Source organism: Marinobacter sp. (genome assembly GCF_041687235.1).
Classification (GTDB): domain Bacteria; phylum Pseudomonadota; class Gammaproteobacteria; order Pseudomonadales; family Oleiphilaceae; genus Marinobacter.
Window position 1 is genome coordinate 277,841 of record NZ_JAWLCH010000001.1, and the last position, 26,995, is coordinate 304,835.

The window sequence follows — 26,995 nt, forward strand, 5'->3', positions numbered from 1 at the left end:
CAGGAACTCCTGTTATAGAGCATCGACTATTGTTGGTGTGGAGAGCACTGTCGGATTACGCTGCGCTAATCCGACCTACCAGGAGCCAGCAACGCCCGAAGCCGGAGTCAGACCGTAAACCGTAGGTCGGATTAGCCCAGCGTAATCCGACAACATTATTAAAGGATATTCCCAGTGCGCGCCTACGCCGACAACGACTACCCGGCAGATCATAAACCGGACTGGAAAATCATTTCAGGCCTCTGGCCCTATCTGGCGGAATTCCGGGGCCGGGTCGCGCTTGCGCTGGCCTTGCTGGTACTGGCGAAACTGGCGACGGTGGCCACACCCATCGCCCTGAAATACATCGTCGATTACCTGGACCAGAGCCGGGGGGCCGATATGCTGCTGTGGATTCCGGTGGTTCTGGTGGTTGCCTACGGCGCGTTGCGCTTTGGCGCCACCCTGTTCAATGAGCTTCGGGATGCGGTTTTCGCGCGGGTGGCAGAGCGGGCCATGCGGCGGGTGTCCCTGAGGGTATTCGAGCACCTTCATAACCGGGAACTGGCCTTCCACCTGGACCGCAAGACCGGTGGCCTGGCCCGGGATATCGAGCGGGGCACCAACGGCATCAGCTTCCTGCTGCGCTTTACCCTGTTCAACATCGTGCCCACCCTCCTGGAAATCCTGCTGGTGGCCGGCATTCTTTTTGTCGCGTTCAACGTCACTTATGTTGTGGCCATCCTGGTGGCGGTGGTGGTGTATGTGGTCTTCTCCATCAAGATCACCGAGTGGCGGACCAAATTCGTGCGCGAAGCCAACGCACGGGATAACCAGTCGAACTCGCGGGCGATCGACAGCCTGCTGAACTATGAAACCGTCAAATACTTCAACAATGAACGCTATGAGGCGCAGTTATATGACGTCGATCTGGACGACTGGGAACAGGCCCGGCTGAAAAACCGGCTGTCCCTGGCCGCGCTGAACTCCGGTCAGGCATTGATTATCGGTCTGGCGATGATCGTGATCATGGCTATGGCTGTTCAGGAAGTGGCCAGCGGTGAGATCACCCTGGGGGATTTCACCATGATCAATGCCTACCTGCTCCAGCTGTTCATTCCCCTGAACGCCCTGGGCTTTGTCTATCGGGAAATCCGCCAGGCCCTGGTGAATGTCGAGCGGCTGTTCAAACTGCTGGGGGATAAACCCGCCATTGAAGATGCCCCGGATGCCACCGAGCTGGTTGTGGATCGAGGTGAAGTCCAGTTTGACCATATTCACTTTGCCTACCGCGCGGATCGGGCGATCCTGCGGGATGTGAATTTCTCTATTCCCGCTGGCCACAAGGTAGCTGTGGTGGGGGCCAGTGGTGCCGGAAAATCCACCCTCGCCCGCCTGCTATTCCGTTTTTACGACGTCGATCAGGGCGCCATCCGTATCGACGGCCAGGATATCCGTAACGTGAGCCAGGACAGCCTGCGATCGGCGATTGGTGTGGTGCCCCAGGATACGGTGCTGTTCAACGATACCCTGTACCGGAACCTGGCTTATGGTCGGCCGGAGGCCAGCGAGGAAGAGGTCTATCGGGCGGCCCGGATGGCTCACCTGGAAGACTTTATCCACAGCCTGCCGGAGGGATACGAAACGAAGGTGGGCGAACGCGGCCTCAAGCTCTCCGGAGGCGAAAAACAGCGGGTGGCCATTGCCCGGGTAATTCTGAAGAACCCGCCTTTGCTGATTCTGGATGAGGCCACTTCCTCCCTGGATTCACTGTCGGAGCAGGCGATCCTTGGCGCGCTCAACGAAGTCAGCCAGCAACGGACCACGCTGGTGATTGCCCATCGGCTGTCGACCATCCGGGATGCCAATACCATCTTGGTGATGGACGCCGGACGAATTGTCGAGGGTGGCAGTCACAACGAGTTGTTGGCCGCTGGTGGTTACTACGCCCATCTCTGGGCGCAGCAGCACAGCCGTGACGAAGAAGGCAGTAACGACAAAAAGGACGCCAGTGACTAGTTCGCCCTGAGCCTTTCGGCCAGGCCGGAGGCCCGGACTACCTGCTGCCCGACAGCGTCCCTCAGAACCTCCTGGGTGCCGGTAATCAGGCTGAACCAGTTCCGGGCCCGGGTGATGCCGGTGTAGATCAGTTCCCTCGTCAGGACGGGGCTGAGGCGGTCTGGCAGCACCAGGCAGGTGTGGTTGAACTCGGAACCCTGGGATTTGTGCACCGTCATGGCATACACGGTTTCCAGCTGCTGCAGACGACTGGGCGAGATCCAGCGGATACCGCCAGGGGTGTCGCTGCTGGGGAACGCCACTCGCAGGGTGTATCTGGGTTCGCCGGTCTCGGTTCGGTCCCAGGGCACGCTGACGGTAATGCCGATGTCGCCGTTCATCAGGCCCAGGTTGTAGTCGTTACCGGTAATCAACACCGGTCTGCCCGGGTACCAGCCTTCTGCCCTTGGGATCAGCTTTTCCGCCAGTAACTGTCGTGCGATCCGGTCGTTCAGTCCTTCCACGCCCCAGGGGCCCTTGCGCAGGGCACAGAGCACCTGGAAATCACTGAAGGCTTCAAGGAGCTGTAACGCCATCGCATCCCAGTCTTCGCGAGGGCTGTTTTCGTTCAGGCCGTGATTCTGTAACCGTTCCAGATAATGGCGGTAACCAACGGGTGGTGGCAGGATCTGGCCGTTCACATGTCGACCCTGCCCCGCATTGCGGAAGGCTTCCGGTGAGCCGGTGATGGCATGGCGACACACCAGGTCCAGGGTGTCGTCCGGGTCCGGCTTTCCGGATTGGCCGGTGAGCAGGATGACGTCGTCGAAGGCCGCTTCCCGGATCTGGCGCAACATGGTGCTATCAAGGGCATTGGTATTCACAGCTTCCGCGAACGCCCGGATGCCGCTGTCTTCCCGGAACCGGTAACTCTTGCGCAGCATGGCCACGGCCTGGTCCATGGGCTGGCCGGTTGCGTCCTCCAAGGACTCCGGTATCTGGCTACGGGTCATGGCGGCCAGCCACTGCGTCGTTTCCGGGGTGTAGTGGGCCTGCAAAGCCCGCTGGCACAGCTCACCCAGTACCGCGCCGGCATCCACCGAGGCCAGCTGGTCCTTATCGCCCAGCAGGATCAGCTGGGCGTTGGCGGGCAGGGCATCGAATACCGACGCCATCAGGTCGACGTCCACCATCGAGGCCTCGTCGATCACCAGGATATCCACCAGCAGTGGGTTGTCGCGGTTATGGCGGAATTTCCGGGTATCCGGCCGGCTGCCCAGCAACCGGTGCAGTGTGGTAACCCTCGTGGGAATATCAGCCAGCTCCACGTTGCCGGGCAGCTCGGCAAGGGGCAATCGGCTGACCGCACCACCGATGGATTCGTTCAGGCGGGCGGCCGCCTTGCCGGTGGGGGCGGCCAGGCGGATGCGGAATTTGCGGCCGGCCCGTTCGGGGGATTCTCCGGCGACCGCCTGCAAGGCTGCCAGCAGGTTGACCACGGTGGTGGTCTTGCCCGTGCCAGGACCGCCGGTAATAACCGCGAAACGGTTCCGGGCCGCCAGGGCGCAGGCCAGCTTCTGGTAATCCACCGGTTCTGACGACCGGAACAACTGGCCGAGCGCGCGGGACAGGGTTTGGGCCGGTCCGGATTCCGGATCTGCCAGGGCGGATGGCAGAGCCAGGCGGTGCATGATGCCGTCAGCAATGCGTTGCTCGTAGCGCCAGAATCTCCGCAGGTAAAGGCGGGTCTCGTTCAGCACCAGTGGTGTTGTTAGTGAGCCATCACTTACAGCACATGCCTTTTTCAGTATGCTTAAACATTCCGGAAGCGTCACAAGTGCGAGAACTTCGGCGGGTTTGGGCTGGTCCGGTTCATCGGCGCCGGAATCGGTGAGTGGCTCGTGAATCGACTCTTCCGGCGGCAGTGACAGGGTATGCCCTGCATCGGCAAGGAGGTGGCCCAGGTCAACGCAAACATGGCCGCGACCCACCTGATGGGAGACCAGCGCTGCCAGCAGCAGAACCACGGGATTCGGGTTTTCGCCCTGCTCTTCCGACAGCTGCCTGATCAGCCGGGCGAAACCCACATCCAGCGGGCGTATCCACTCCGCCTGTTGCCAGTGCAGCAGCAGAGCCTCGGTTTTATCCGGGCTGGTGAGCAGGTTGTTGATATCGACAGTGTTGTCACCGGTTGCCGTCATGGTCGACCTTTCCGGGGCGATGTCCTCCGCGAACAGATCAATCTGGTGGTCGGATTTTCCGGTTTGAGAACGGGAACGGCTCATGCAGCCACCTCCCTGGCCAAGGTCTCGCCATCGAAAAAGGCATCCAGCTGTTCAATCAGGGCTCTGGGTGGTTTGTCGGTGAAGGCACCGCCGCTGGCGGAATCAACGCCTCGCAGGAACAGGTAAACCGCGCCGCCAATGTGCCGGTCGTAGTCGTAATCCGGCAAACGGGCTTTCAGCAGCCGGTGCAGGGCCAGCAGATAGAGCACGTATTGCAGGTCGTAGCGTTTATCCAGAATGGCGTTGCCCATGGCCTGGTCGGTATAGGCGCTGTCATCCTCGCCCAGGGTATTGGATTTGTAGTCCAGCACGTAATACTGCCCGTTGTGTTCGAACACCAGGTCGATAAAGCCCTTGAGCATGCCGTTGAATCGGGTCTCCTCCACCCGGGGCCGGTCTGCGCCGTTCAGGGTGTGCGCGGTCACCAGCTGGTCCAGTTTCCGGACGCTGACGTTGCGGCTCTCAAACCAGAACTCCAGTTCCGGGCGCAGGGTGGTCAGGTTCGCCAGGCTGACCCCTTCTGTGCCAGCCCGGTCGAGGCTCAAGGGCCTGCTGATCAATGCCAGCAGCCAACGCTCCAGCGGTTCCACCCAGTCACTCCAGCCACGGGTTCCGCAGCGGCGGGTCAGTTGCTCATGAAGCAGTGGGGGGTTATCCACAACCCGCTGGAACCCCTGCTGTGTGCACCACTCCAGCAATTCGTGCAGGAAGGTGCCGGGGCCGGCGCCTTTGGGAAAGTTGTGCTGGTTGCGGTGCGTAGCGATCGGTTCCGCCTCTTCCCCTGCCTCCTGGCTGCTTTCTTCCAGCAGGTTCTGGGTCTGGGCGTCTTCCACCTCACCGGTGAAGGCGATCCCGGTGCCGGTCATGCCGGTGTACTCGATGGACGAGTAACTGGCAATCCACCAGTCCTCTTTTGCCTCCCGGGAGGAGACCAGCGCCGGGCCGAGGGCCTCGGGGGCCTGCTCGTGATATTGCGTCTCGTCCGGATCCGGTAACGGGGTAATCCGGATCTCTGCTCTGCCCTGGGCCAGCTGACTCAGGCAGTCGCTGATACGGCTCTGCCCATCGCCGGCAATCAGGTAGCCCAGACCGCTTTGCTGCCAGTTGTCCAGGGCCGCCGTGCCGACCCAGGTGGCGAACCGGGCCCGGGTCAGAGCCACGTAGAGTTTACGGATATCTTCGCCCAGGCGTTCCTGGTCGGCCCTGGCCACGTCCTCCGGCGCGGGGTCGAACACGGTGACCAGCCTGCCCTGCTGATCGTGATAGCGCACGAAAGCCTGCTTTTCACTCTGGGCGCGAAAGGCGGTGCCGAAAGGCAGGAACACCAGGGGGTACTCCAGACCCTTGGATTTGTGCACGGTGATGACCTTTACCAGACCGGCATCGCTTTCCAGCCGCAGGGTACGGTGTTCGTCTTCCTCGTCGGCCGCCCGCAGGATCTGGGTGTAGTGGTGCACCAGGGCATGTTCGCCGTCCAGTTGCAGGCTGTCCTGCTGCAGCAATTCGGCAATATGGAGGATGTCGGTCAGCCGCCGCTCGCCGTCGGGCCGTTGCAGCAACCGGCCCGGCACCTCGAAATCCATCAGGAAACTGCGCAGCATGGGCAGCACACCCTGCTTCTGCCATTGCTGCTGGTAACCGATAAAGCGCTCGATTTCCCGCTCCAGCACGAGCTCGTCGGTGAGCAGCTGATTCAGGGCATGCCAGGACCGACCCAGGGTGGGCGTGGCCAGTGCCGCGCGGATGTAAGCCAGTTGCCGGGGCTCGGCAAACGCCCGCAGCCAGCACAGTATTTCTCTGGATTCCCGGGAGGTTAGCACTGAATCCCGGTCTGACAGGTAGACGCTCTTGATGCGCCGGCGACCCAGTGCGTCCCGCACCGCGCTGGCCTCGTTGCGGTTGTTGACCAGTATCGCGATGTCTTTCGGGGCAACTGGCTCCAGATCCTCCGGATGTTCCGGCAAGGCAAAGCCCGCCTGCCCGGCCTGGCCCAGGGTCAGCAAACGGGCGATCTCGCTGGCGCAGGTTTCCGCCACATCGACCGTGGCGGTGCCCTTGGCTATGCCTTTGGGGTTGCCGTCCCTGTCCTCTTCCCCCGATTCGTGGGTCCAGAACACCAGGCTGGGTTGCACTTCTCCGTCGATCGACCAGCTTCGTTTGGTGCCGTTGGCGTCCACACCCTGGAACGGCAGCGGTGAGGTGTCGCCCTTGCCGAACAGGAAGGCGCCGTCCCGGCTGTGTTGGTCACTGTGTTCAAATACCCGGTTGACCGCCGCCACCATGGTTTTGGCGGAGCGGAAGTTCTTACCGAGTGTGTAGGTTCGCTCTTTCACGCCCTGTCTGGCCTGCAGGTAGGTGTAGATATCGGCACCCCGGAAGCCGTAAATGGCCTGCTTGGGATCCCCGATCATCAGCAGGCAGGTGCTGGCGTCGGCGCTTTCTACATCATAGATACGGTCGAAAATGCGGTACTGCACCGGGTCGGTGTCCTGGAATTCGTCGATCAGGGCCACCGGAAACTGGCGACGGATGGTGGCCGCCAGCTGGTCGCCACGGGGACCGTGCAGGGCATCGTCCAGCCGGGTGAGCAGATCGTCAAAGCCCATTTCCGAGCGCTTCTGCTTTTCCGACTCCAGCCGCTCGGCAATCCAGTGGCTGGCGTGGCGCAGGATATCGGATTTGGCGCTGGGCTGGTTCTGGCTGAAAACCAGCAGCGCTTCGATGGCGTCGAAAGCAGGGTGATGGGGGGCGGATTCATCGCCCTTGAGAATCTTGTCGAGACCCTCGGGCGTCTGATTTTTGTAGCCGGCGGCACTATCGATTTTTTCGGGCAACAGCTCGTCCGATTCCGCCCAGGCGGCCAGAAAGTCCCAGACCTTGACCATGGCGTTCTTGCTGGCGCCGTGAAGCCGTTTGCTCTTGTTCAGGTCGTTCAACAGCTCGATGACTTCCCCGCGCCATTCGCTCCAGGGGTGAGCCTTCAGGGCCTGCGACTGTTCCAGACGCCGCCTGACCACCTGATCGATGGCCTGGTAAACGCTCTCCGGCGGTGTGCCCAGGCTCTGGGGATCGTCGATCAGGTTGCGAACACCCTGGCGCAGATCCCCGGGCGTTTTCCAGTGGCTCAGGGCCTCGTCCATCAGCGCCGGGGGTAATGGATAGACAAAGGTGCGCCAGTAATCCCGGGCAACCTCGTCCAGTAGCTCACTCTGGTCGGTTTCCAGCGTAAGTTTGAACAGGCTGCCGCTGTCGAAGGCGTGCTCGCTGAGCATGCGATTGCAGAAACTGTGTATGGTGGATACCGCCGCCTCGTCCATCCACTCGGCGGCCAGCAGCAGCTTCTTGCGGCATTCCGGCCAGCTGGCCGGATCCGGGTAGCTTTCATCCCGTAGCTGATAGATCAGCGCCGTTTCCGCGGGCGGGTTGGGCTCGTCATCAGCCTCCGAGAACACCTCGGCGGCCTGGGTGAGCCGCGTGCGTATACGTTCACGCAGCTCCTTGGTGGCGGCCTCGGTAAAGGTCACCACCAGCAGGTTGGGAGGCAGCAGGTTCTGCAACGGGCTGTCGGGTGGCTGGCCGTGGCCAAGCACCAGGCGCACGTACAGAATGGCAATGGTGAAGGTTTTGCCGGTGCCGGCACTGGCCTCGATCAGGGCACTGCCGTTCAGGGCCAGGGCCAATGGATCCAGGTTCGGGTTCCGGTTGCTCATCTGTTCCGTCATTCCATACTCCCGATCTGATCCGCCGCTGACTTGCCCTGCTCGGCTTCCCAAACCGGCACGTAGAGCTGATGCAACAGGGCCTCGAATTCGCCGCTGGCCATGAGCCGTTCCGGGGTTTCGAACGCGCCCATCAGGTAACCGGTGTCCCGCTCCAGAGCGATGGTATAGGCCTGCTCTGCCTCGCTGATAGCCCGCTCGTGGTCACCGACATACTTTTTACCGCCGTTGAAACTGGTGATCCAGGCAAAGCCGGCCTCGCAGTGAATGGGCAAGGCCCGGGTGGTGGCTTCCATCCATCGGGTGAGCACCGCCTCGAACAGCGGTCTGGCCTGTTCCGGAGCCAACGCTGCAAAGCGGAACCGGCGGCCCTCCTCCTTGCCCAGAACCAGGGTTTCGAACGGCTGCCCGCCCAGTTGCCCGGCCAGATGAATCAGCCAGTCCCGCATCAGGTTGGCGTAGCGTACTTTCCTGCCCGATCCGGAGCCGCTCAGCAGGCTGGAACTGGCCACCACCAGCCGGCACAATTCGCCCCCGGCGTTGCAGCGAAGGCCGTCGATCAGATCGGCAACGGCTACCGAGCCCAGGGCATTCTCATACCGGTAGTCAAAAGGCAGCGGCTCGGCGACTGCCTCGGGCCACTCTGCCAGCGCGGTCTGGTAACGCTCGAACAGGTCCGGCAAGCGACCGGCCAGCTCGGACCGCAGTCTGTGCTCGGTCACTCCCATGCCCAGGTCCCCGCGTCGGGCCATCCGGTCCAGAGTCGTCTGCAATCGTTCGTCCAGCTCTTCTTCATTGCTGGCTTTCAGCAGCCCTTCCTGAATCAGTTCGTTGTCCAGGCGCCAGCGGTCGAGGCCGTCCAGATCGAAATTCTCGTTGTCGGTGTCGTCGTCCTCGACATCCTCGAAACGCACCTGCAGGCGACGCTGGTAAAAGGTGTCGATGGGCTTTTTCAGGAAAGCCGCCAGATCGTTGAGGCTGATGGGCTCCTCGGGGGGCTGGTACGGAAGGGCAGATTGCGTCTGTTCTCCAGACTCAACACCATGGGCACTGCGCCATTCCCGTTCATAGGTAAACAGTTGGCGGGCCTGCAGTATGTCATTCAGGGGCCGGGGCTGGCTGTTTTCAGCCTCACCCAGTCCGTTGGTTTTCGGGAAATAGGCCCGGCTGAAGGGTTGCAGCGGATGTTGTGTGGTCAGGGCGTCGGTGACCTTTGTTTCCGGTTGCCCGGCGACCGACCACAGGCTGTCCAGATGATCCTGAAGCTGGCCTACCAGCACCGACGGTGGCCGTTCCGAATCGTCCCTGATGCTACGGCCAACCCAGCTGATGTACAGCTGTTCCCGGGCGGACAACAGGGCTTCCAGGAACAGGTAGCGGTCGTCTTCCCGCCGCGAGCGGTCCCCCGGGCGGTAATCCTGGGCCATGAGGTCGAAATCCACCGGCGGTCGTGAACGGGGGTAGTCACCGTCGTTCATGCCCAGCAGGCACACCTTTCGGAAGGGTATGGCCCGCATGGGCATCAGGGTGGCGAAATTGACCTTGCCGGCCAGGAAACGCTGGTTGAGACCGCCTTCGTCCAGCCCTTCCAGCAAGACATCCTTGACGATGTTCAGGGGCAGCGTCTGGCCCTCAAGGCCTGCCGCCATCGCATCATCCAGCCACTGTTCCAGCTGGCGGCGGAACCGGTTCAGCAGCAACAGGTCGCTGCCTTCCACCTGGTGGAAAAACTGCCCGAGCATCTCTGAAAACAGGCGCTCCCAGTCTTCGGGCGTGCGATTGGTCTGCAGCGCCCGCCAGAGGGTTTCCAGTTGATGCACAAAGTCGTTCAGGCGGCCCGCCAGGCTGGCCTGAAGGCCTCCGATCTCGCCGAAGGGTTCCACGCCACCCCACGGCTCGTCGTCGCCCATGCCATAACCCAGCAGCATGGCCCGCAGGCCGGATTGCCAGGTATTGCGCTCCAGTTCCGCCGGCAGGTCCAGACTTTCCCGGTGCCGGCCGTGCAGCCCCCAGCGGATATTGGCGCCCTCTACCCAGCGCCGGGCCAGGGGGATTTCCTCTTCGCTGATACCGAAACGGTCCCGTATGCCCGGCACCTCCAGCAGACTGATGATCTCACTGACCGCGAATCGGCTGCGGGGCAATGACATCAGCGTTTCCAGGGCAATCAGCACCGGTTCATGGTGACGCTGACCCTGGTCGGAAATGGTGAAGGGGATATGGCGCTTCCGACCGGGCTGATAACGGCCGAACACGGCCTGGATGTGTGGCGCGTACACATTGATGTCGGGCACCATCACGATGACGTCCCGTGGCCGCAGCGTGGTGTCGGCGTTGAAGGCCGCCAGCAGCTGGTCGTGCAGAATTTCCACTTCCCGTTGGGGGCTGTGGGCCTGATGGAACGCCAGGGAATGATCCTGCTGCAGATCCAGTTGTCGCTGCTGCAGGCGGATTTCCTGCAGGGGCGTCAGGTTGTGGATATCGTTCTGCAGCTGGTGCAGAAGGCGCGGTGCGTCCTCGTTGCCATGGTCCGAGAAGATATCGATTTTTCGGTCCGGGGTCTGGAAGCTGCCCCGGTATTCCTCCGGGTTATCGAACTCGTCCAGCAGCCGGATGTAGTCGCGGCCCTGCTTGCCCCAGGCGGCCAGCAGCGGATTGGCGTGCTGGTGCAGCTGGTCGGGATCTTCAACGGATGATAGCGCGGGATGGGTTTTGCCCCGTTTGCGTTCGGCGGTGAGCAGCTCCCGGTCGCTGATGATATCGGCCCAGTAAAACTGGCAGGGGTTGTGAACACACAGCACCACCTGACTGAACCGGCTCAGTACATACAGGGCTTCCAGCGCTTGTCGCGGCAGCGACGAGACGCCAAATACGACAATGCGAGTTGGTAGCCGGGCCGGGTTGGCCGGCGCCGGGATGCGTTGGCCCTGGTCCATGAACCGGGTGTGGATCTGCGAGCGGCTGGTATGGGCTTCGGCGCCCACATCCTCAACCAGCCGGCGCCAGAGCAGCGGTTGCCAGCGGGTTTCCGCATCCAGCAGCTTTTCCTCTGCCCGGGCCGTGATAATCACGTCCTTGCCCTGCTCCCAGGCAGCCAGCCAGTCGGCCCGGAACACCTGATACTGGTCGAACAGATCCGCTACCTTTTCTGCCAGCTGGAAGTTGCGCAGGTCCGGATCGTTACCCTCCAGAAACCGGGCCAGGGGGGTAAAGGCCTCGTCCTGACCCACCAGCCGGGGCAGTAACCGGTACAGCCGCCACACCAGGCGACGCTTGTCGAAGGGCGACTGTTCCGGCACCTCGCCGTCCGGGAGCACCGCCCGGTAGGCCTGCCAGATAAACCGGGCCGGGAACAGGAAGTCCATGCCGGCGGCAATTCCCAGGCCGCCTTCTATGCCATCGTCAGTGCGCTTCTCCGCCAACGCCAGCTTCAGCCACTGGGCAATGCCGTTACTCTGTACCAGGAAAGTTTCACTCTGCAGCGGGGGCATGGGATTGTGCCGGCAGATATAGACAACGGCCCGGCGCAGGTCTTCCAGATGGTTGGCGTGAATCGCGTGAAACCCGGGTTCGATGGGGGCGGGTTTATCGGTGGACAAAGCGGCCATGGGTTTCCTTGTCTGATATGCAGTTCAATCCTGTTGCCACAGGTTACCGTATGTGACCACAGATGCGGACAGTCTGAAACGTTCGAACACCGGAAATCATGACGGCCCGTTGCGACAGGCGGTGTCGTGAACTATCTGCGAAGGAGACACGCATTATGTGGACACTGATCACCGGCGCCGGTTCGGGCATTGGCCGGGCCCTGGCTCTGGAGCTTGCCGCCCGGGGCCATAATCTGATTCTTGCCGGCCGTACATTGGCGAAGTTGGAGGCGGTGGCGGAAACACTTCGTGCCGAAGCACCTGACTGTGAAGTGATGACACTGGGCGTCGACCTGGCGGATCCCGCCAGTACCCGCAATCTGGCCCAACAGGTGAGTGATGCGGTCGATCATCTTTCAGCCTTTGTCTATTGTGCCGGTGTGGGTGAACCGGCGGCGGATTTTGCCAGCCTTGACCTGATTGATTTCCAGGAAGCGCTGGCCGTCAATGTGTCTGCCCCGATGCTGCTTACCCAGTCGTTGCTGCCGCTGCTGAAAGGCGGTGATCCCGCCTCGAGGATTGTCATGATTGGTGCGGGCATGGACAAGCACGCCCAGCCGGGAACCGGAAGTTACGGGATCAGCAAAATGGCACTGCGTCGGCTGGTGCGCCAGATGTCCGTGGAATTCGACACCATGTCGGACGGACCGGTGGTGAGTCTGTTTCAGCCCGGGCTGGTGGATACTTCGGGAATCCGAAGCCACGTTGAGAAAGCTGGTAAGCTAAACCTGCCTCACGCAGAGTGGCTGGCCAGGCGCCTGGAAGCGGGGGAATGCCTGACTGCCGAGCAGGCTGCCAGCGCACTGGTGTTCACGCTGAATCAGGTTCCGGAGAGTGATTTTCACGGGGCCGTGTTCAACGGCGCCGATCTGGTGGATTCCCTGTCGTTTGCCGGTAGTTGATAGCGGAGAAAGCGGGGCCCTAGAGCGGGACCCGCATGGTTTCCGAGCTGCTGTCCGGCATACCAATCATTTCATCCGTTCCGGTGGGCGGAATCACCTCCGTGCGGTCCACCTGGTAATCGTGGAAATAGTCGCGAACCGCACACGCGCCGTTAAACAGAAGCGGTTTGTCGTAGACGTCGGTCAGCACATAGCCCTGCTCGGCCAGATAGAATCGCGCCATATAGTAGCGCCCTTCCATCGAGACGATCTCCAGCAGGGAAATGGTGTCGTGCTTGTGGCCTTTCAGTTCGCCGGTGTCCATATGCATCGGAAGTCTCCCGCGAGTTTGTTGTCATCCCATAGGTACGTCCAAAGGATCTGATCAGGTCAATAAATGAGCAATCAGAAGGATCCGGCTCGCACGGCGCCCCGTATTGGTAAGAAGAAGATCAGTAGAGAGGTGCCACCATGAGTCACCAACATATCACCACCGGAAAGTGGCTGATCCCGGCTCTGTTGGTTGCGATCGGATTTGCCATCGTCTGGTCGTCCCAATCCCTCGCCAGCGACAAGGATGCGGAAATCCGCGATACCATCCTCCGTCAGATTGAAGCCTTTGCAAACGATGATCAGGAGCAGGCCTGGGCCTATGCTTCAGAAGGCATCAAGCGCCGGTTCGGGTCGTCACAGGTGTTCGTGGATATGGTTCGCGAAGCCTACCCGGCTGTGCACAACGCCACGGCCATCGAATTTACCCAGCGCGTGCCCCATGGCGCCTTTGAAATCCAGGTGGTGCGATTGCAGGGACCGGAAGGCAAGCGGTGGGACGCCTATTACCGGATGGTGCTCACTGAAGGTGCCTGGAAGGTGGCCGGAGTGAGACTCCAGCCGGCCGAGCTGGGCATCTAAAAAGGGGATCAGGCCAGGTGCCGCCCGCCGTCCAGGGGAAGGGTCCTGCCCGTGATGTAGGGGTTGTCCAGCAGAAACTGCAACGTGGCGACGGCGACCTCAGCTCCCGGTTCTATGCCCATCAGTGACTTTTTCAGGGTTTTTTCCCGGTAGGCCTCGCCATCGCCCGGGTTGAACATGATCAGGGAAGGCGCAACCGCGTTCACCTTCACTTTGGGCGCCAGTAACCTTGAGAACGACAGAGTCAGATTGGCCAGAGCCGCTTTGCTGGCGGCATAGGCGATATGCTTCGCGCTGCCCTTTTCCACCACATAGTCCGTCATGTGGATGATATCGGTTGTCGAACCACCCTGCTCTAGCATGGATCGGCACGCGATGTTGATCCGGTACGGCGTCATCACGTGAATCTGCATCATCGCGTTCATCACGTCTGCCGGATCCGAGTCCTCGCTCTCCGGTAGCCAGTCCGAGGCATTGTGGATAATCGCGCGCAGTGTGTCCGTCCGCGCTTTCAGGGCCTCGATAAAGTCATCAATGCCCCTATTCGTGGCAAAATCCGCGTGGAGACATTCGGCACCCGCTTTCTGCAATGCATCGATGGCCGGGCGATAGGTGCGGTAGGTAACGATGATGGGCTGGCCACGATCAAGGCAGGCTTTGGCGAAGGCCAGGCCAATTCTCTGGCCGGCGCCGGTGATCAGTACAGGTGCGGTCATGACATCTCCAATCAGGGTTCAATCTGCTTAATCTCCGAATTGAATACGTCAATAATCGTCTCGCAGAGCCATTTATGGCCGGATTCTTTCTCTGAGTTCTGGTCCCAGCAGAGATCAAACGAGAAAACGACCTCTTCCAGTGGTAGCGGGGCGGCTTTGAGATGCTTGAGGCGCGGATCGAGGGCCAGCAGGCGCTGTGGCGCTATGGCAATCAGATCTGTTTTCAAAAGGATATCGGGAATGGCATCCCAGCTGGACACAATCAACGCAGAATGTCGTTCAAAACCCCGCCCGGCCAGGGCGTCATCAATCACCGTTGTTCCGGTGGACGCCTGGGAGAGCTTTACATGGGGCAACCTGGCATAGAGTTCCGGAGTCATTGGCTCCGACGCGCTGGGATGGTCTGGTCGCATCAACACCACAACGTCATCGGCCATCAGGCGTTTACTTCGCACAGCCTTGGGCTTCAAACGGCCCGGCGTCAAACGGATCTGCGCGTCTACCCGGTCCCATTCGGAGCTCTCGGTAGAAATGGAGAATGGCAGGATATCGATGGTGATATTCGGCGCTTCTTCGCGAATTCGCCGGGAAAAACTTGGCAGGAAAAAGCCGGAGATATAATTGGCCACCTGCATGCTGAACACGCGCTTTGACTCCGCTGGCACAAACTGCTGCTGGGCACTGATCGCGCTCGACAGGTAAGACAGGCCGTCTTCTACCTGAACAATCAGTTCTCTGGCTCTGTCGGTGGGTTCCAGCCCCTTGGCTGTGCGGTAGAACAGCTGATCATTGAGCATCAGGCGCAGTCGCCCGAGCGCGTGGCTGACGGCCGAGGGCGACAGCCCCAGCTCACTGGCCACTTTTGAAATCGAGCGTTGTTCCATGATGTTGGCGAAAATTACCAGCAAATTCAGATCAAAGTCGCGCAAATTCACCATAGTTTTCAACTCTCGCAGCTATTCATCATTATTGTTATTGCAACGTTCCCCCGGCCTTGCAGTTGTGTCTCTGGCCCGCCAGGGATTGCCAAACATACCTGACAAGTCTCGCAGACCGCTGATATTTGCGCCAGATTTCGGGGACACTACCAACCAAGCGAAAGCCGGCGCTCCGTGTGTGAGCACCGGCTTGAGAGAAGAGGTTACGGGAATAGGACCGTAAAGGCCCCGGGTTCAGCCGAAGGTAGCGGGCAGCCAGAGGGTAATGGCCGGCACATAGGCCACCAGTGCCACAACGCCAAGCAGAACCAGCATGAAGGGCCAGATATGGCGCGCGACAGTCTCCACGCGCAACCCGCTGATGCTGGAGGCGACAAAGATGGAATAGCCCACCGGTGGCGTCACCATGCCGACGGCAAAGTTGATCACCACCATGGCACCCAACTGGATCGGATCCAGACCAATCTGCTGGCCCAGGCCTATAAGGACGCCACTGAGAATGACCATGGCCGAGATGTTGTCCATGACGGCGCCCAGTAGCAGCAACATGATATTGACGATCAGTAGTAGGATGATCGGGTTATCCGTGAGCGCAAGCAGTGCCTGGGTGAGCTGGGCCGGAATCTGTTCACTGGCCATAACCCAGGCGAACCCGTACGCCACTGTAACGATGAACATGATAACGGCGGTCGTTCTCATCGAGCTCATCAGGATGGAGGGCATTTTCTTCCAGTCCAGATCGCGGTACAGAAACAGGCCGACAATGGCGCTATAGAGGACACCGACCATAGCGGCTTCGGTGGGCGTAAACATGCCGCTGTAGATGCCTCCAAGTATGACAACCGGGGCAAGCAGAGCCCAGATGCCATCCTTAAGGGCGAACAGGAATTCTTTTCCGGTGGCCCGCTTTTCCTTTGCGACACGGTGATGCCGGGCATAAAGAACGCTTACTACGCAGAAACCGGCGGCGGCAATCAGACCGGGAATGATGCCAGCCAGGAACAGCTTGGCGATGGACTCCTCCGCCAGTACACCCCAGATGACCATCGGGATAGAAGGCGGAATCATCTGCCCCAGCGGTCCAACTGCGGTCGCAAGTGCCGCGGCATACCCGCGCTGGTAGCCCCGGTCTTCCAGCTCATCAATCATGATCGAGCCGACCGCTGCTGTCGTGGCGGGTGCGGAACCTGAAATCGCCCCAAAGAAGGTTCCGGCAGCCACTGTCGACATCGAAAGGCCGCCAGTCAGGTGGCCAAAAAAGGTTTCGGCCACCCGCACCAGTCGCCGGGAAAGGCCGCCTGCGCTCATTACCTCACCTGCCAGGATAAAACCGGGAATGGCGAGCAGGCTTGTGACGCTGCTTCCGGCAATGAATTGCTGGGGCAGAATCATAGGATTCACATCGGCCATCCAGATTCCTACAGCCGCCAGGAGGCCGATTGTAAACGCAATCGGTACACCGAGGGCCAGGAAAACAATCAGGCCAATTATCATGACCAGGCCAATCTCACCCATGTTAATACTCCGAGGATTTGTGGATCGGCCGTGGCCGTACAAGGAGAATCAGGGCATGAATACTGATCAGCGCACCTCCGACGGGAACCGCTGCATTCTTGACCCAGATTGGATAGCGGATAGCGGGCGATACCTGGCCAGCGGTGAACTCCGCGAAGTTCCAGCCGGTCCAGAGCATTACCAGCCCGAAGCCGATGATCAGCGCCATGATGCTTCGTTCCACCAGCTCACCGAGAAGCGCCGGCAGGGAGTCGACCAGCAGGGTTACCCGAACATGGCCTCCGGTGCGGACCAGCGCGCTGGCAAACAGGAAGACCGTCCAGGTAAACGCCAGAGCCGCAACTTCATCGCTCCACACCAGCGAATCACCGAGCACGTAACGGTAGAAGACACCAAGTAGCAGGCTGGCGATCATGACCAGAGCGGTTACCACCCCGAAAGCCTGCGACCCTGCTGCCAGGCCCTGTCCAAATTTATCCAGATATTGATACATCCAAACGGTTCCTGGTTAGAAGTCCCAAAAGTGTCGAGGTATGTCCTGGCGGATGGTGTTATTCGGCCACCTGCTCCAGGGCCATGTCGAGAATATCCGTGCCAATCTTGCTGCGGTATTCGTCGTAGACGTTGGCAACCTTGCTCCGGAACGCCTCGACATCGTCGACTTCATTGACGGTCATACCCGCCGCCTCAATCTGGTTAAGAACGGCATCGTTATTGGACGCAACGGTCTCGCGCTGGCGATCAATGGCCTTTCTGGCAGCCTGCTGAACCAGGTCCTGGGTTTCCGGGGAAAGTTTGTTGAAGGTCTGCTTGGACATCAGCAGGGCCAGGGCGTTGTAGGTATGGCTTGTCAGGGAAAGATAGTCGGTTACTTCCGGATACTTATTGGCAAAGATGACAGGCAGCGGAATTTCCAGCCCGTCGACCGTGCCCTGCTGTACCGCGGTAAAAACATCACTCCAGGCCATGGGTACCGGGTTTGCGCCGATGGCGCGGAAGCTGGCAATGAAAAGGTCGCTGGGCTGGACCCGCAGCTTCACACCTTTGAAATCTTCCGGTGTGCGGATTGGTCGCTCGTTGTTAATGGTGTGCCGGAAGCCGGCTTCGGGGAATCCCAGCCCGACAATGCCTTTGGCGTCCAGCTTTTCAAGAAGTGTCTGGCCTACTTCGCCATCCAGGACTTTGTGTGCCTGCTGGTTGTTGGCATACAGAAAGGGCAGATCGTTGAGCTGGAACGCAGACTCCAGAGTGCCCACCTGGGTTCCCGTAATCACGCCTGCATCCATGGTTCCGAACTGCATGGCTTGCAGCATCGCGGTGTCGTTGCCGAGTTGATGATTGGGGTAGAACTGGACGTTGAATTCGCCTGGTGCCGCTGCTTCCAACTCTTCGGCAAAATAGCGGGCGGCGATGGCGTACGGATCGACTTTACTGTCGGCCGTGGTCCAGCCGAGCTTGATGGTTGTCTGGGCCTGGCTCAACGTGGTGGCGCTGGCCAGTAGGGCGGCGGCGATCAATTTACGATTAATGAGTTTCATTGTTTTTCTCCGATGTAAATCAAACTGGAAAGGTGTTTTTTTTTGATGGTATCCGCTTTCCAGTCAGGCAGATTGTGCCAAATTTATTTGTGTTTATTTTCTCCGATTTTGATCGGTAAAAAATAATCTAGGGTAAGAAAAACAAAAGCGCAAATTTAATATTATTCAGTCATTTGTGAATGAAATTAAAAAGCCACCTTCCTGAATTACATTCATAACAACATGAATACAATTGAATTTGCAAAAACTGATAAATCATATTATTTATTTGTGGGCTGATTATTTATTTAATGGGGTTCGTTATTAATTAATAAAAGGAAAAAACAATGAGCCAGGAAATGTCGTGTGAAATAGAGCGCCTGGAAAAAGATTTTTTATGGCCCGAAAACAAACGATTGGCGATTAATTTTAATATCGCCTTTGAAATGTGGACGCCGGATTCGTGTTCCAGTGTTAACCCCATGGGCAATGTTCTGGCCGGTGATATGGTAGACCCAAACGCCGACAGTTATGGTCGTTATAACGCCAATGTGGGCGCGAAAAGGCTGTTTGATATAGCGGAAAGCTACGGCGTGGCCACCAGTGTATTTACCTCTGGTTTGGTTGCAGAACACTGTTCGGCTGAGCTCAAAAAACGGTTTGATTATGGGCATGAGATCATCGGCCACAGCTATGGCCAGAACATGCTTTTCCCGTATCTGAATGAGCAGCAGATCGAAGACAACATAAAAAAATCGACTGCGCTGATTGCGCAAGCCACCGGTCACAAGCCTGGCGGCTGGATCAGTCCCAGAATCACCTCCGATCTGGACGTTCAGCGCAGGCTATCCCTGCATGGCTACAAGTGGCACGGCGACGCACTGGATGATGATCGACCGTACCTTCAGCGCTTTGCCGACAGTTCGATCATGGCGATTCCGGTAACCATCGATTTCAATGATCTGCCGCACGCCATGCGATTTGGCAGAACGCCCGAGCAGTTTGTTGAGATGTTCACAGCGACATTGGACAGGCTTTTGGCGAGCAATCGAGAAACCCTGATTCTGGATGTGATTGTTCATGGCCATTGCTACGGTCGGCCTGCCGGCGCCTGGGCGTTTGAAGAGATTGTTAAGCGATGTGCGCAACAAAGAGAACTGTGGCTAACCACCAGAGGACAGATCTTTGATTATGTGAGACCATTTTTCGACGATTGATACCGGAGGCATAACGCCCACACTGACTATGGCAGTACGGAACCCGATAAGCCCACAACCGGGTACCGCAGATCTGAACAATCCGCTGTACTACCTCGAGAACATGGAAACCGTCCTTGGCTGGGTGCAGAGCCATCACGGCGACTTGCTGACGGCGGAAGAGCTGGATCGGCTGGCCAGCTTTCATACTCTCTCACTGCCGGCCCGGGCCTTGCTGACCCGTATGGTGATGCGCACGGGCGATCTCTTCCGGTCGGACAAGCTCAAGTACCCTGAGCTTTGCGCTCCAGAGCACCGGGCCCTGGCGGAACTCACTGACGCAGGCTGGCTGGACACCGATCCCCTGCTCGGACTGGACGAGCTGTTTCGCCTGTTCACGCTGGGAGAACTGCGTCCGGCTCTGGGACCTCTGCTGAAAGCGGCCGGAGAGCCTGCCAACCTGCCCAAGAGCCGGATGCGTGACGCCCTGCTTTCGCGATTTCCCGACCCTCTTACCGTCGCCGACTGGCTCGGTCAGCACGCCAGACCGGTGGTCAGGCTCAAAACCATGGCGCTGTTTGACCGGGTCCGTCTGATGTTTTTCGGCAACCTTCGCCAGAGCTGGTCGGATTTCGTGTTGGTGGAACTGGGTCACCAGCAGTACGAGCCAGTCACCTTCACACCGGATTCCCGGGCGTTCCAGCATCGTTCAGAGGTGGACCTGTACCTTGCCATGCACCAGTGCCGGGAATGGCTGGATGAAGGGGTACCCGCGACGGAGGTCTGGCCGGAGGTGCCCGGTTCTTCGGAAAACGCCTGGCTGACCAGCCGCCGCGATCGGTTGCTGCTGGAATTGGGCCGCCAGGCGGAGCGTCAGGGCGAACGGGAGCTGGCCGTTGAGGCCTTCGCCAGCAGCGGCCACCGGGAAGCAAGGTTGAAGCAACTGCGGTTGCTGGAGCGGATGAAACGCCACCAGGAAGCCTGGGCCATTGCCACCCGATGGCAGAAGCAACCGTTGAGCGACGCCGAGGCCCAGGGCCTGGCGCGAATTCTTAAACGCCTGGCGGGCCGGCTGGGTGAGACTCCACCCCGACTGCCGGTGCAGCCGCCAATCCGGGACATCACCCTGAGCCTGCCCAAACCGGAAATCGGATCCGTGGAGTACGCCGTCCAGTACCACCTGTATCAGGACGAGGCGCCGGTATTCTATGTGGAAAACACCCTGATCAACGGACTGTTCGGCCTGCTCTGCTGGCAAACCATCTTTGCACCGTTGCCGGGGGCCTTTTTCCATCCTTTTCATGTGGGCCCCGCGGACCTGACCCGGGAAGATTTCGTAAGCCGTCGCCAGGCATCCTTCGAGCAGTGCTTTGGGTTGCTGGCGGATGGCAGTTACCGGGACCGGATTCTCGAGAATTACCGGGCCAAGCAGGGCACCACCAACCCCTTCGTGATCTGGCCGGTCATCACCGAGGAACTGCTCAGCCTGGCGCTGGATTGTATTCCACCGGGTGACCTGGAGCGCCTGTTCCGCCGCCTGTTGTTGAATATCCGGGAGCATCGCAGTGGCTTCCCCGATCTGATTCGCTTTTTTCCGGGCGCCACCGACACGGCAAAGCGCTATGAAATGATTGAGGTGAAGGGGCCGGGTGACCGGCTGCAGGATCACCAGATCCGTTGGCTCGAGTTTTTTGCCGGTGAAGGCATCCCCGCCAGTGTCTGCTACGTGCGATGGCAAGCCGACGGGGTGATGGAATGACGGTGAAGATGGCCGTCCGGACCCTCTGCGAATTTGCCGCCCGCACCGGCGATCTGGACTTTCGCTACACCCCGGCCCCCAGTGCCGAGGAAGGCATCGCCGGCCATCAGGCGATCCAGTCCAGGCGCGGTTATGGCTATAAAAGCGAGTATTTACTGACCGGTGAGTGCCTTGGATTAGTGCTTTCCGGGCGCGCGGATAGTTATAACCCGCACCGTGGCCGGCTGGAAGAAATCAAGACTCACCGGGGTGATCTGGCCAGAATCCGAGAGCATCAGCGGGCGCTTCACCGTGCCCAGCTGCGAGCCTATGGCGCCCTGTTGTGCCGACAGGAAAAGCGGAAAACCCTGGAATTGGCGCTGATCTATTACGACACCGGCACGGACAAGGAAACACCGGTGGTGGAGACTGCCAGTGCCGACGAACTCTGGCAGGAACTGGAAACCCTGTGTGGTCGCTACAAGGCCTGGGCCGAACAGGAAGAGCATCACCGCGAGCAGCGCAACGCCTTGCTCGCAGGCCTTGCGTTTCCTTTCGCCGAGTTTCGTCCCAGGCAGCGCCAACTGGCGGAGACGGTCTACAAGAACGCGGTGAAGTCCGGCACCCTGCTCCTGGAAGCGCCGACCGGCCTGGGCAAGACCCTTGGCACGCTGTTCCCGGCGTTAATGGCGATGCCTGCCGCCGGGCAGGACCGGTTGTTCTACCTTACCTGCCGCAATACCGCCCGCCAGCTTGCCATGGATGCCGTGGCGCGTTTGCGTTCGGCACAAGCGGCCCCGAACTGGCCCCTGCGAACCCTGGAACTGGTGTCAAAAGACGACGCCTGCGAGCACCCCGACAAGGCCTGCCATGGTGAATCCTGCCCCCTGGCCAAAGGCTTTTTCGACCGGCTGCCCGATGCCCGGGCGGAAGCGGCCCAGACCGAAGGCACACTCGATCAACACACATTGGCGAAGATCGCCGCCGGTCACGACATTTGCCCCTACTTTCTGGCCCAGGAAATGGCTCGCTGGAGCGATGTGGTAATCGGTGATGTGAACCGGTTGTTCGATCAATCCGCCCTACTCCACGGTCTGATTCGCCAGAACAACTGGAACACCAGTGTGCTGGTGGATGAGGCCCATAATCTGGTGGACCGGGGCCGGGGCATGTATTCGGTTCGGCTGGATCAGCAGCGTTTGCTGAGGATCAAAAAAACCGCGCCGAAGCCGCTGAAATCCGCCGTCGACCGGACAGCCCGTGCGTGGCAGAGCCTGATCCGGGATCACCACACCGATACAGAGAGCCCGGAGTTTCTGGACACACTGCCGACGCAATTGCTGGGTGCCCTGCAGGCCATGGTCTCCAATCTGACCGATTACCTGGCCGACCATCCCCCTGATCTGGCGCTGCAGGACCTGTTGTTTGAAAGCGTCGCCTTCATGAAGCTGGCGGATTCCTTCGGGGACCATTCCCTGTGTGAGTTCCAGCGCGCCGGTCGGGGCCGGGCCAGTCTGACCATCCAGAACCTGATCCCGGCGGATTTCCTGCGGGAGCGATTTGAAGCCGCGCACTCGGTCCTGCTGTTCTCCGCCACCCTGAGTCCCGGCGTTTACTATCGGGATCTGCTGGGGCTGCCGGAGGGTTCCCGGTTTACCTCCTTGCCCAGCCCGTTCAGCGCGGATCAGCTGCAGGTGCACTTCACGCCCGGCATCAGTACCAGACAGGTTCACCGGGAGGCGTCCCTCCAGCCCATCGCCGAGTTGATCGCCCGCCAGTTCCGGGAACGGCCCGGGCATTACCTGGCGTTTTTCAGTAGCTTCAAGTACGCGAAGCAGGCGAGCGACGCTCTGGCGCAGCTGGCTCCCGATGTCCCCCAGCGGGCGCAGGCGCCGGGTATGTCGCCCCAGCAACGGGCGGACTTTCTGGCAGGATTCAGGAAACCCGAAGCCAGTGTCGCATTCGCGGTATTGGGTGGGGTGTTCAGTGAAGGCATCGACCTGCCCGGGGATCAATTGATCGGTGCCTTCGTGGCGACCCTTGGTTTGCCGCCTTTTGATGCCTGGCATGAAATTCTGAAAGCCCGTCTGGAACAGCGCTTTGGTAAGGGTTACGACTACACCTATCTGATTCCGGGATTGCAGAAGGTGGCCCAGGCGGCCGGTCGGGTGATTCGGACCCCTGAAGACCGGGGCGTGATCTGGTTGATTGATGACCGGTTTCTGCAGCCGGCCACTCGTCGTCTTTTGCCGCGCTGGTGGTTCCCGAAAGATTCAGCGGATACCTAATATGTGTGGGCCATCGAACAGACCCGACACGGATGCCGCTTTAATCTTGTAGCTGCCCGGCAAGTCAACCGCCGAGGCATGAGCCTTGCAAGACTCGATGGTATCCGGGGTTGGCAGTAACAGGAGTACAAGACATGGAACGTATTATACGGTCAGTCCCGATGCTGATGATGGCGATGCTGGTGGCTTTGTTCGTCGGATGTGCATCCACCGAATCCAGTTCGGGCACCGGTGAGTACATCGACGATACGGTCATCACCGCCAAGGTCAAGACAGCGATTTTCAACGAATCAACGCTGAAAAGCTCAGAAATCAACGTTGAAACCTACAAAGGCGAGGTACAGCTTTCAGGTTTCGTGAATTCGAAAGCGGATATCGATACTGCCGTCCGAGTGGCCCGGAGCGTGAAAGGTGTCACATCGGTCAGCAACGATATGGAAATGAAGTAACGTTTGAAGAGCCGTTGAAGGCTGTCTGAAAAAAATCCCCGAGCTGTCTTTGGTTCAGCTTCGGGGTTTTTTTCGCAGTGAAGATTCCAGATGTTTGGTCTCGGTAATATCCACCAGGGTGATGACGACGCCGTCTATGACGTTATCCAGTCTCCGATAGGGTATGATCCTGACCGAAAACCATCGGTCATCGTTGGTGGTAATCTGTTTCTCGCTGACCGCCAGGGTATCCAGGGTCTTCCGGGCGTCTTCCTGCAGTTCCGGGTAACGGAGGCTGGAGGTCAGGTCACTGAGCGGGCGGCCGATATCGGTTTCACGCAGGCTGATAATGGTTGCAGCCCGTTCCGTGTACCGCCGCACATTCAGACCCTGGTCCAGGAAAAGAACCGCGATTTCGATACTGTTCAGTACGTTCTGCATGTCGCTCTGGGCGAGGGCGAGGTCATCCAGTTTGGTTTGCAGTTCGGTGTTGATGGTCTGCAGTTCCTCGTTCATGGACTGCATTTCTTCCTTGGAGGTTGTCAGTTCTTCGTTCGCGGACTGCAGCTCTTCGTTGGTGGATTGCAGTTCCTCGTTAGACGCCTGCAGCTCCTCCCGTGTCATTTTTGCCTGCTGCCGCAGGCTCTCGATTTCCTTCTGATACCGCTGAATTTCCTCCGCGTAGTCGGATTCAGCTGCCGTGGCAGGTTTGCGACGTTTTGCGGCCGCTCGTTCGGGTGCATCGCGGAACACCACGATGGTCATACCCTTCAGGGCATCGGGTTCACGGAGGGCCTGAATGGTCACATCAACCGCCTGGGTGCCAGACCCGGTTTGCACCAATAGACCCTTAAGTTCAATCGGTTCTGCCAGGTCCGGTGACTGCTTCAGGGCGGTATAGAGCGGTTCGCGCAGACCTTCCCGTGCCATGGCATGGATGTTCCAGTTGGCTTTGCCGGCTGCCGGTTCCAGGTACTTGCCGGTGCGCCCGCTGATATACACGATATCTGCATCAGCATTGAGCACCACCGCTGCGGGCGAATAAACCTGAAGCAGGACATGATCCGCGGCGGTTTGCAGGTTGTTGGTTGTTTCCTGTGGTGGAATCTGGCTGGATGACACGGATTGCTCCCTGGGCATGTTGGACATCGGTGGGAAAGACTTTAGCAGGAAGTCGGAATGCCGGACGGATTGAAATGGCTTGCTCCGGTAAAGTCGCATTTTGGGTTTCAGTGGTGCAAACAGGTGGTTCAGCCGGCCAATGGTCTCCGAGCTGCCCAGCATCAGTAAGCCGTTGGGACGCAGGCTGTAGTGGAACAGGGGCAGTATCCGGCGTTGCAGCGTTACATCAAAATAAATCAGCAGGTTGCGACAGGCAATCATATCCAGCTTGGTGAATGGCGGGTCCAGAATGACATCGTGCCGGGCAAACAGGACTTTGTCCCTTATGGATGGTTTTATCTGATAATACTTGTCGTGTTTAGTGAAAAATCGCGCCAGCCGGGCCTCCGACACCGCGTTTTCAATCGCGAGAGGGTACTGGCCCCTCCTGGCGATGGTAATGGCTTCCGGACTGATGTCGGACGCGAAAATCTGAAGGTCCATTTCCCGTTTGGGGCTGACCTTTTCCAGCGCCTCGGTGAACGCAATGGCCAACGAATAGGCCTCTTCGCCCGTCGAGCAACCGGCCACCCAAGCCCGCAGCGTGTATTCCGCTGGTAGAGTGGCGATCAGTTCCGGCAGGCCCGTTTCGATCAGGTAGTCCCAGGTTTCCGGATCCCGGAAGAATTCGGTAACGCCAATGAGAAGTTCCCGGAATAAAAGCTGTACCTCCTGGTTGTTCTCGGCCACAAAGCGAGTGTAATCGGCCAGATCTGAGATCCCGTGAATGACCATACGCCGCTCGATGCGGCGGTTCAGAGTCGTGGGTTTATACAGCGAGAAGTCGTGCCTGGTATGCTGCTGCAGAAGCCTCAGAAGAGGATCCAACCGGGTAATCGACCTGTGGCCACTCGGGGCCGGATCGAGGTTTTCACCCGGTTCGGGAACTCGCCGGACATACGCCAGAATGCGAGCCGGTAATTCATCGGCGGGTGCTACGATATCAGCACACTCGGCTTCAATCGCGCTCCGTGGCATGGCATCAAACTGGGCAGACTCGGGACTTTGAACCACTGTCAGCCCGCCCGTTGCCTTGATGGCCTGCAGGCCCAGGGTGCCATCAGAACCCATGCCGGAAAGCACGACAGCAATCGCCCGCTCGCTCTGGGCACTTGCCAGGGATGAAAACAGAACATTAATGGGGAGGCGCAGCCCCCGGGCTTGCATCGGCGGATCCAGCTTGAGGGTCTCATTAACCACCCGCAGCTCCCGGTTCGGTGGGATGACATACACCGAATCCGCATGAATGGGCATATTCTGCTCGGCTTCATACACCGGCATCTCGGTATACCGCTGGAGGAGCTCCGGTAACAGCGCCTTCTGGGTCGGGTCCAGGTGCTGCACCACAAGAAAAGCCATGCCCGAATCGCTTGGCGTATTGCGGAAGAATTCCTCCAGCGAGGCCAGGCCCCCGGCAGAGGCGCCAATACCAACAATGCGCATCAGGAACTGGCGGAGGTCGTCGTGATTTCGGTGAAGATCATCAGGATGCTGTCCCCGCTTGGCGCCGGCCTGGCTTTGACCGTCAGCATTTGTCGATCGGCGGTTCCGGCAGAATCGTCTGCTTTTGGATGCATGCTCACTTCCTGTATTCCCGGTTGCTCGAGGAGTGCTTTCAGGGTGTCTTCCTGACCCGGTGCGACAAGCAAGGCGAGGTTTGTGCCGGTCAGCACCGTGTCAGATTCCCCGAAAAGTCTGCCAGCGGCCTGATTACCTTCAATGATTTCCCCGTCGGTGGCGACAACCAGATAGGCGGCAGGAGCCTGTTCAAACAGGGACTTGTAGTGGGCCAGTTCTTCGGCCATCTCGTGCTCGTTGGCCTGGAGCTGCTCGTAGAGCAGGTCCAGCTCCACCTGATAGGTCTGAAGTTCGTGCAGAAGTTTGAGGGCGTCGGCGGCGGAGTCTGGAGCACTCGCCCGCTGGTAGAGCATTTGCAGCGCATCGACGCTGAGGGCGCCACCACGGCAAGGGGGTGGCACACCATGATCAATCAGATCCCTGGCGCTGCGGCGCAGTCGCTCGTGACTCTCGGCATTCGCGTATCCGTGCTTGTCGGTCATAGTCCCTCCCGAATTCG

At 59.4% G+C, this 26,995-nt stretch carries 18 protein-coding genes; 7 read left to right on the forward strand and 11 right to left on the reverse strand.

Going from position 1 to position 26,995, the window contains the following annotated elements; genetic code table 11:
- Positions 1–174: 174 nt before the first annotated feature.
- A complete protein-coding gene (locus tag ACESMK_RS01165; RefSeq protein ID WP_372994442.1) occupies positions 175–1,998 on the forward strand; it encodes an ABCB family ABC transporter ATP-binding protein/permease in 1,824 nt (607 codons plus the stop codon).
- Here ACESMK_RS01165 and recD read toward each other — a convergent pair.
- From recD to recC, 3 genes are read right to left on the reverse strand one after another with little or no spacing between them, the layout of a single operon-like run.
- Positions 1,995–4,262: an exodeoxyribonuclease V subunit alpha gene (gene recD, locus ACESMK_RS01170; RefSeq protein WP_372994444.1), complete on the reverse strand. Its 2,268-nt coding sequence runs from the start codon at positions 4,260–4,262 to the stop codon at positions 1,995–1,997. The genes ACESMK_RS01165 and recD overlap by 4 nt on opposite strands.
- On the reverse strand, positions 4,259–7,984 hold the full coding sequence (recB, locus tag ACESMK_RS01175; RefSeq protein ID WP_372994446.1) for an exodeoxyribonuclease V subunit beta: 3,726 nt from the start codon (positions 7,982–7,984) through the stop codon (positions 4,259–4,261). The genes recD and recB overlap by 4 nt, the downstream gene beginning before the upstream one ends.
- The gene (gene recC / locus ACESMK_RS01180; RefSeq protein WP_372994448.1) at positions 7,981–11,589 is read right to left on the reverse strand and encodes an exodeoxyribonuclease V subunit gamma; all 3,609 of its coding nucleotides are present in this window, start codon (positions 11,587–11,589) and stop codon (positions 7,981–7,983) included. The genes recB and recC overlap by 4 nt, the downstream gene beginning before the upstream one ends.
- A gap of 155 nt (positions 11,590–11,744) precedes the next feature.
- Here recC and ACESMK_RS01185 point away from each other — a divergent pair, with 155 nt between their 5' ends.
- Positions 11,745–12,530: an SDR family NAD(P)-dependent oxidoreductase gene (locus tag ACESMK_RS01185; RefSeq protein WP_372994450.1), complete on the forward strand. Its 786-nt coding sequence runs from the start codon at positions 11,745–11,747 to the stop codon at positions 12,528–12,530.
- A 19-nt stretch (positions 12,531–12,549) separates the two neighbouring features.
- Here the strand turns inward: ACESMK_RS01185 and ACESMK_RS01190 are convergent, their stop codons facing one another.
- Positions 12,550–12,840 carry a DUF6482 family protein gene (locus ACESMK_RS01190; protein WP_372994452.1) on the reverse strand — a complete coding sequence of 97 codons (291 nt, stop codon included), beginning with the start codon at positions 12,838–12,840 and terminating at the stop codon, positions 12,550–12,552.
- A 140-nt stretch (positions 12,841–12,980) separates the two neighbouring features.
- On the opposite strand from ACESMK_RS01190, the gene ACESMK_RS01195 reads away from it, so the two are divergent.
- Positions 12,981–13,421 carry a DUF4864 domain-containing protein gene (locus ACESMK_RS01195; RefSeq protein WP_372994454.1) on the forward strand — a complete coding sequence of 147 codons (441 nt, stop codon included), beginning with the start codon at positions 12,981–12,983 and terminating at the stop codon, positions 13,419–13,421.
- Positions 13,422–13,429: 8 nt separating this feature from the next.
- On the opposite strand, the gene folM is transcribed toward ACESMK_RS01195, so the two are convergent.
- The 5 genes from folM to ACESMK_RS01220 form a co-directional block, all read right to left on the reverse strand.
- Positions 13,430–14,137, reverse strand: coding sequence for a dihydromonapterin reductase (folM, locus tag ACESMK_RS01200; protein ID WP_372994456.1), 708 nt, complete (start codon positions 14,135–14,137; stop codon positions 13,430–13,432).
- Positions 14,138–14,148: 11 nt separating this feature from the next.
- Entirely contained in the window at positions 14,149–15,075 is a 927-nt protein-coding gene (locus tag ACESMK_RS01205; RefSeq protein ID WP_008176622.1) for a LysR family transcriptional regulator, read from the reverse strand.
- A gap of 234 nt (positions 15,076–15,309) precedes the next feature.
- Positions 15,310–16,590 carry a TRAP transporter large permease gene (locus ACESMK_RS01210; RefSeq protein WP_372994458.1) on the reverse strand — a complete coding sequence of 427 codons (1,281 nt, stop codon included), beginning with the start codon at positions 16,588–16,590 and terminating at the stop codon, positions 15,310–15,312.
- A 1-nt stretch (position 16,591) separates the two neighbouring features.
- On the reverse strand, positions 16,592–17,083 hold the full coding sequence (locus tag ACESMK_RS01215; protein ID WP_372994460.1) for a TRAP transporter small permease: 492 nt from the start codon (positions 17,081–17,083) through the stop codon (positions 16,592–16,594).
- A 58-nt stretch (positions 17,084–17,141) separates the two neighbouring features.
- Positions 17,142–18,128: a TRAP transporter substrate-binding protein gene (locus tag ACESMK_RS01220; RefSeq protein WP_372994462.1), complete on the reverse strand. Its 987-nt coding sequence runs from the start codon at positions 18,126–18,128 to the stop codon at positions 17,142–17,144.
- Positions 18,129–18,454: 326 nt separating this feature from the next.
- Here ACESMK_RS01220 and ACESMK_RS01225 point away from each other — a divergent pair, with 326 nt between their 5' ends.
- The 4 genes from ACESMK_RS01225 (at position 18,455) to ACESMK_RS01240 (ending at position 23,778) form a co-directional block, all read left to right on the forward strand.
- The gene (locus ACESMK_RS01225; RefSeq protein ID WP_372994464.1) at positions 18,455–19,324 is read left to right on the forward strand and encodes a polysaccharide deacetylase family protein; all 870 of its coding nucleotides are present in this window, start codon (positions 18,455–18,457) and stop codon (positions 19,322–19,324) included.
- A gap of 28 nt (positions 19,325–19,352) precedes the next feature.
- A complete protein-coding gene (locus tag ACESMK_RS01230) occupies positions 19,353–21,062 on the forward strand; it encodes a VRR-NUC domain-containing protein (protein WP_372994466.1) in 1,710 nt (569 codons plus the stop codon).
- The gene (locus ACESMK_RS01235) at positions 21,059–23,329 is read left to right on the forward strand and encodes a helicase C-terminal domain-containing protein (protein WP_372994468.1); all 2,271 of its coding nucleotides are present in this window, start codon (positions 21,059–21,061) and stop codon (positions 23,327–23,329) included. The genes ACESMK_RS01230 and ACESMK_RS01235 overlap by 4 nt, the downstream gene beginning before the upstream one ends.
- Before the next feature lie 134 nt (positions 23,330–23,463).
- On the forward strand, positions 23,464–23,778 hold the full coding sequence (locus tag ACESMK_RS01240; protein ID WP_372994470.1) for a BON domain-containing protein: 315 nt from the start codon (positions 23,464–23,466) through the stop codon (positions 23,776–23,778).
- 54 nt (positions 23,779–23,832) lie between these two features.
- On the opposite strand, the gene ACESMK_RS01245 is transcribed toward ACESMK_RS01240, so the two are convergent.
- Both ACESMK_RS01245 and ACESMK_RS01250 read right to left on the reverse strand, forming a co-directional pair.
- A complete protein-coding gene (locus ACESMK_RS01245) occupies positions 23,833–26,361 on the reverse strand; it encodes a chemotaxis protein CheB (protein ID WP_372994472.1) in 2,529 nt (842 codons plus the stop codon).
- Complete coding sequence (locus tag ACESMK_RS01250; protein ID WP_372994474.1) at positions 26,361–26,978, reverse strand: PAS domain S-box protein; 618 nt, start codon at positions 26,976–26,978, stop codon at positions 26,361–26,363. The genes ACESMK_RS01245 and ACESMK_RS01250 overlap by 1 nt, the downstream gene beginning before the upstream one ends.
- Positions 26,979–26,995: the final 17 nt, after the last annotated feature.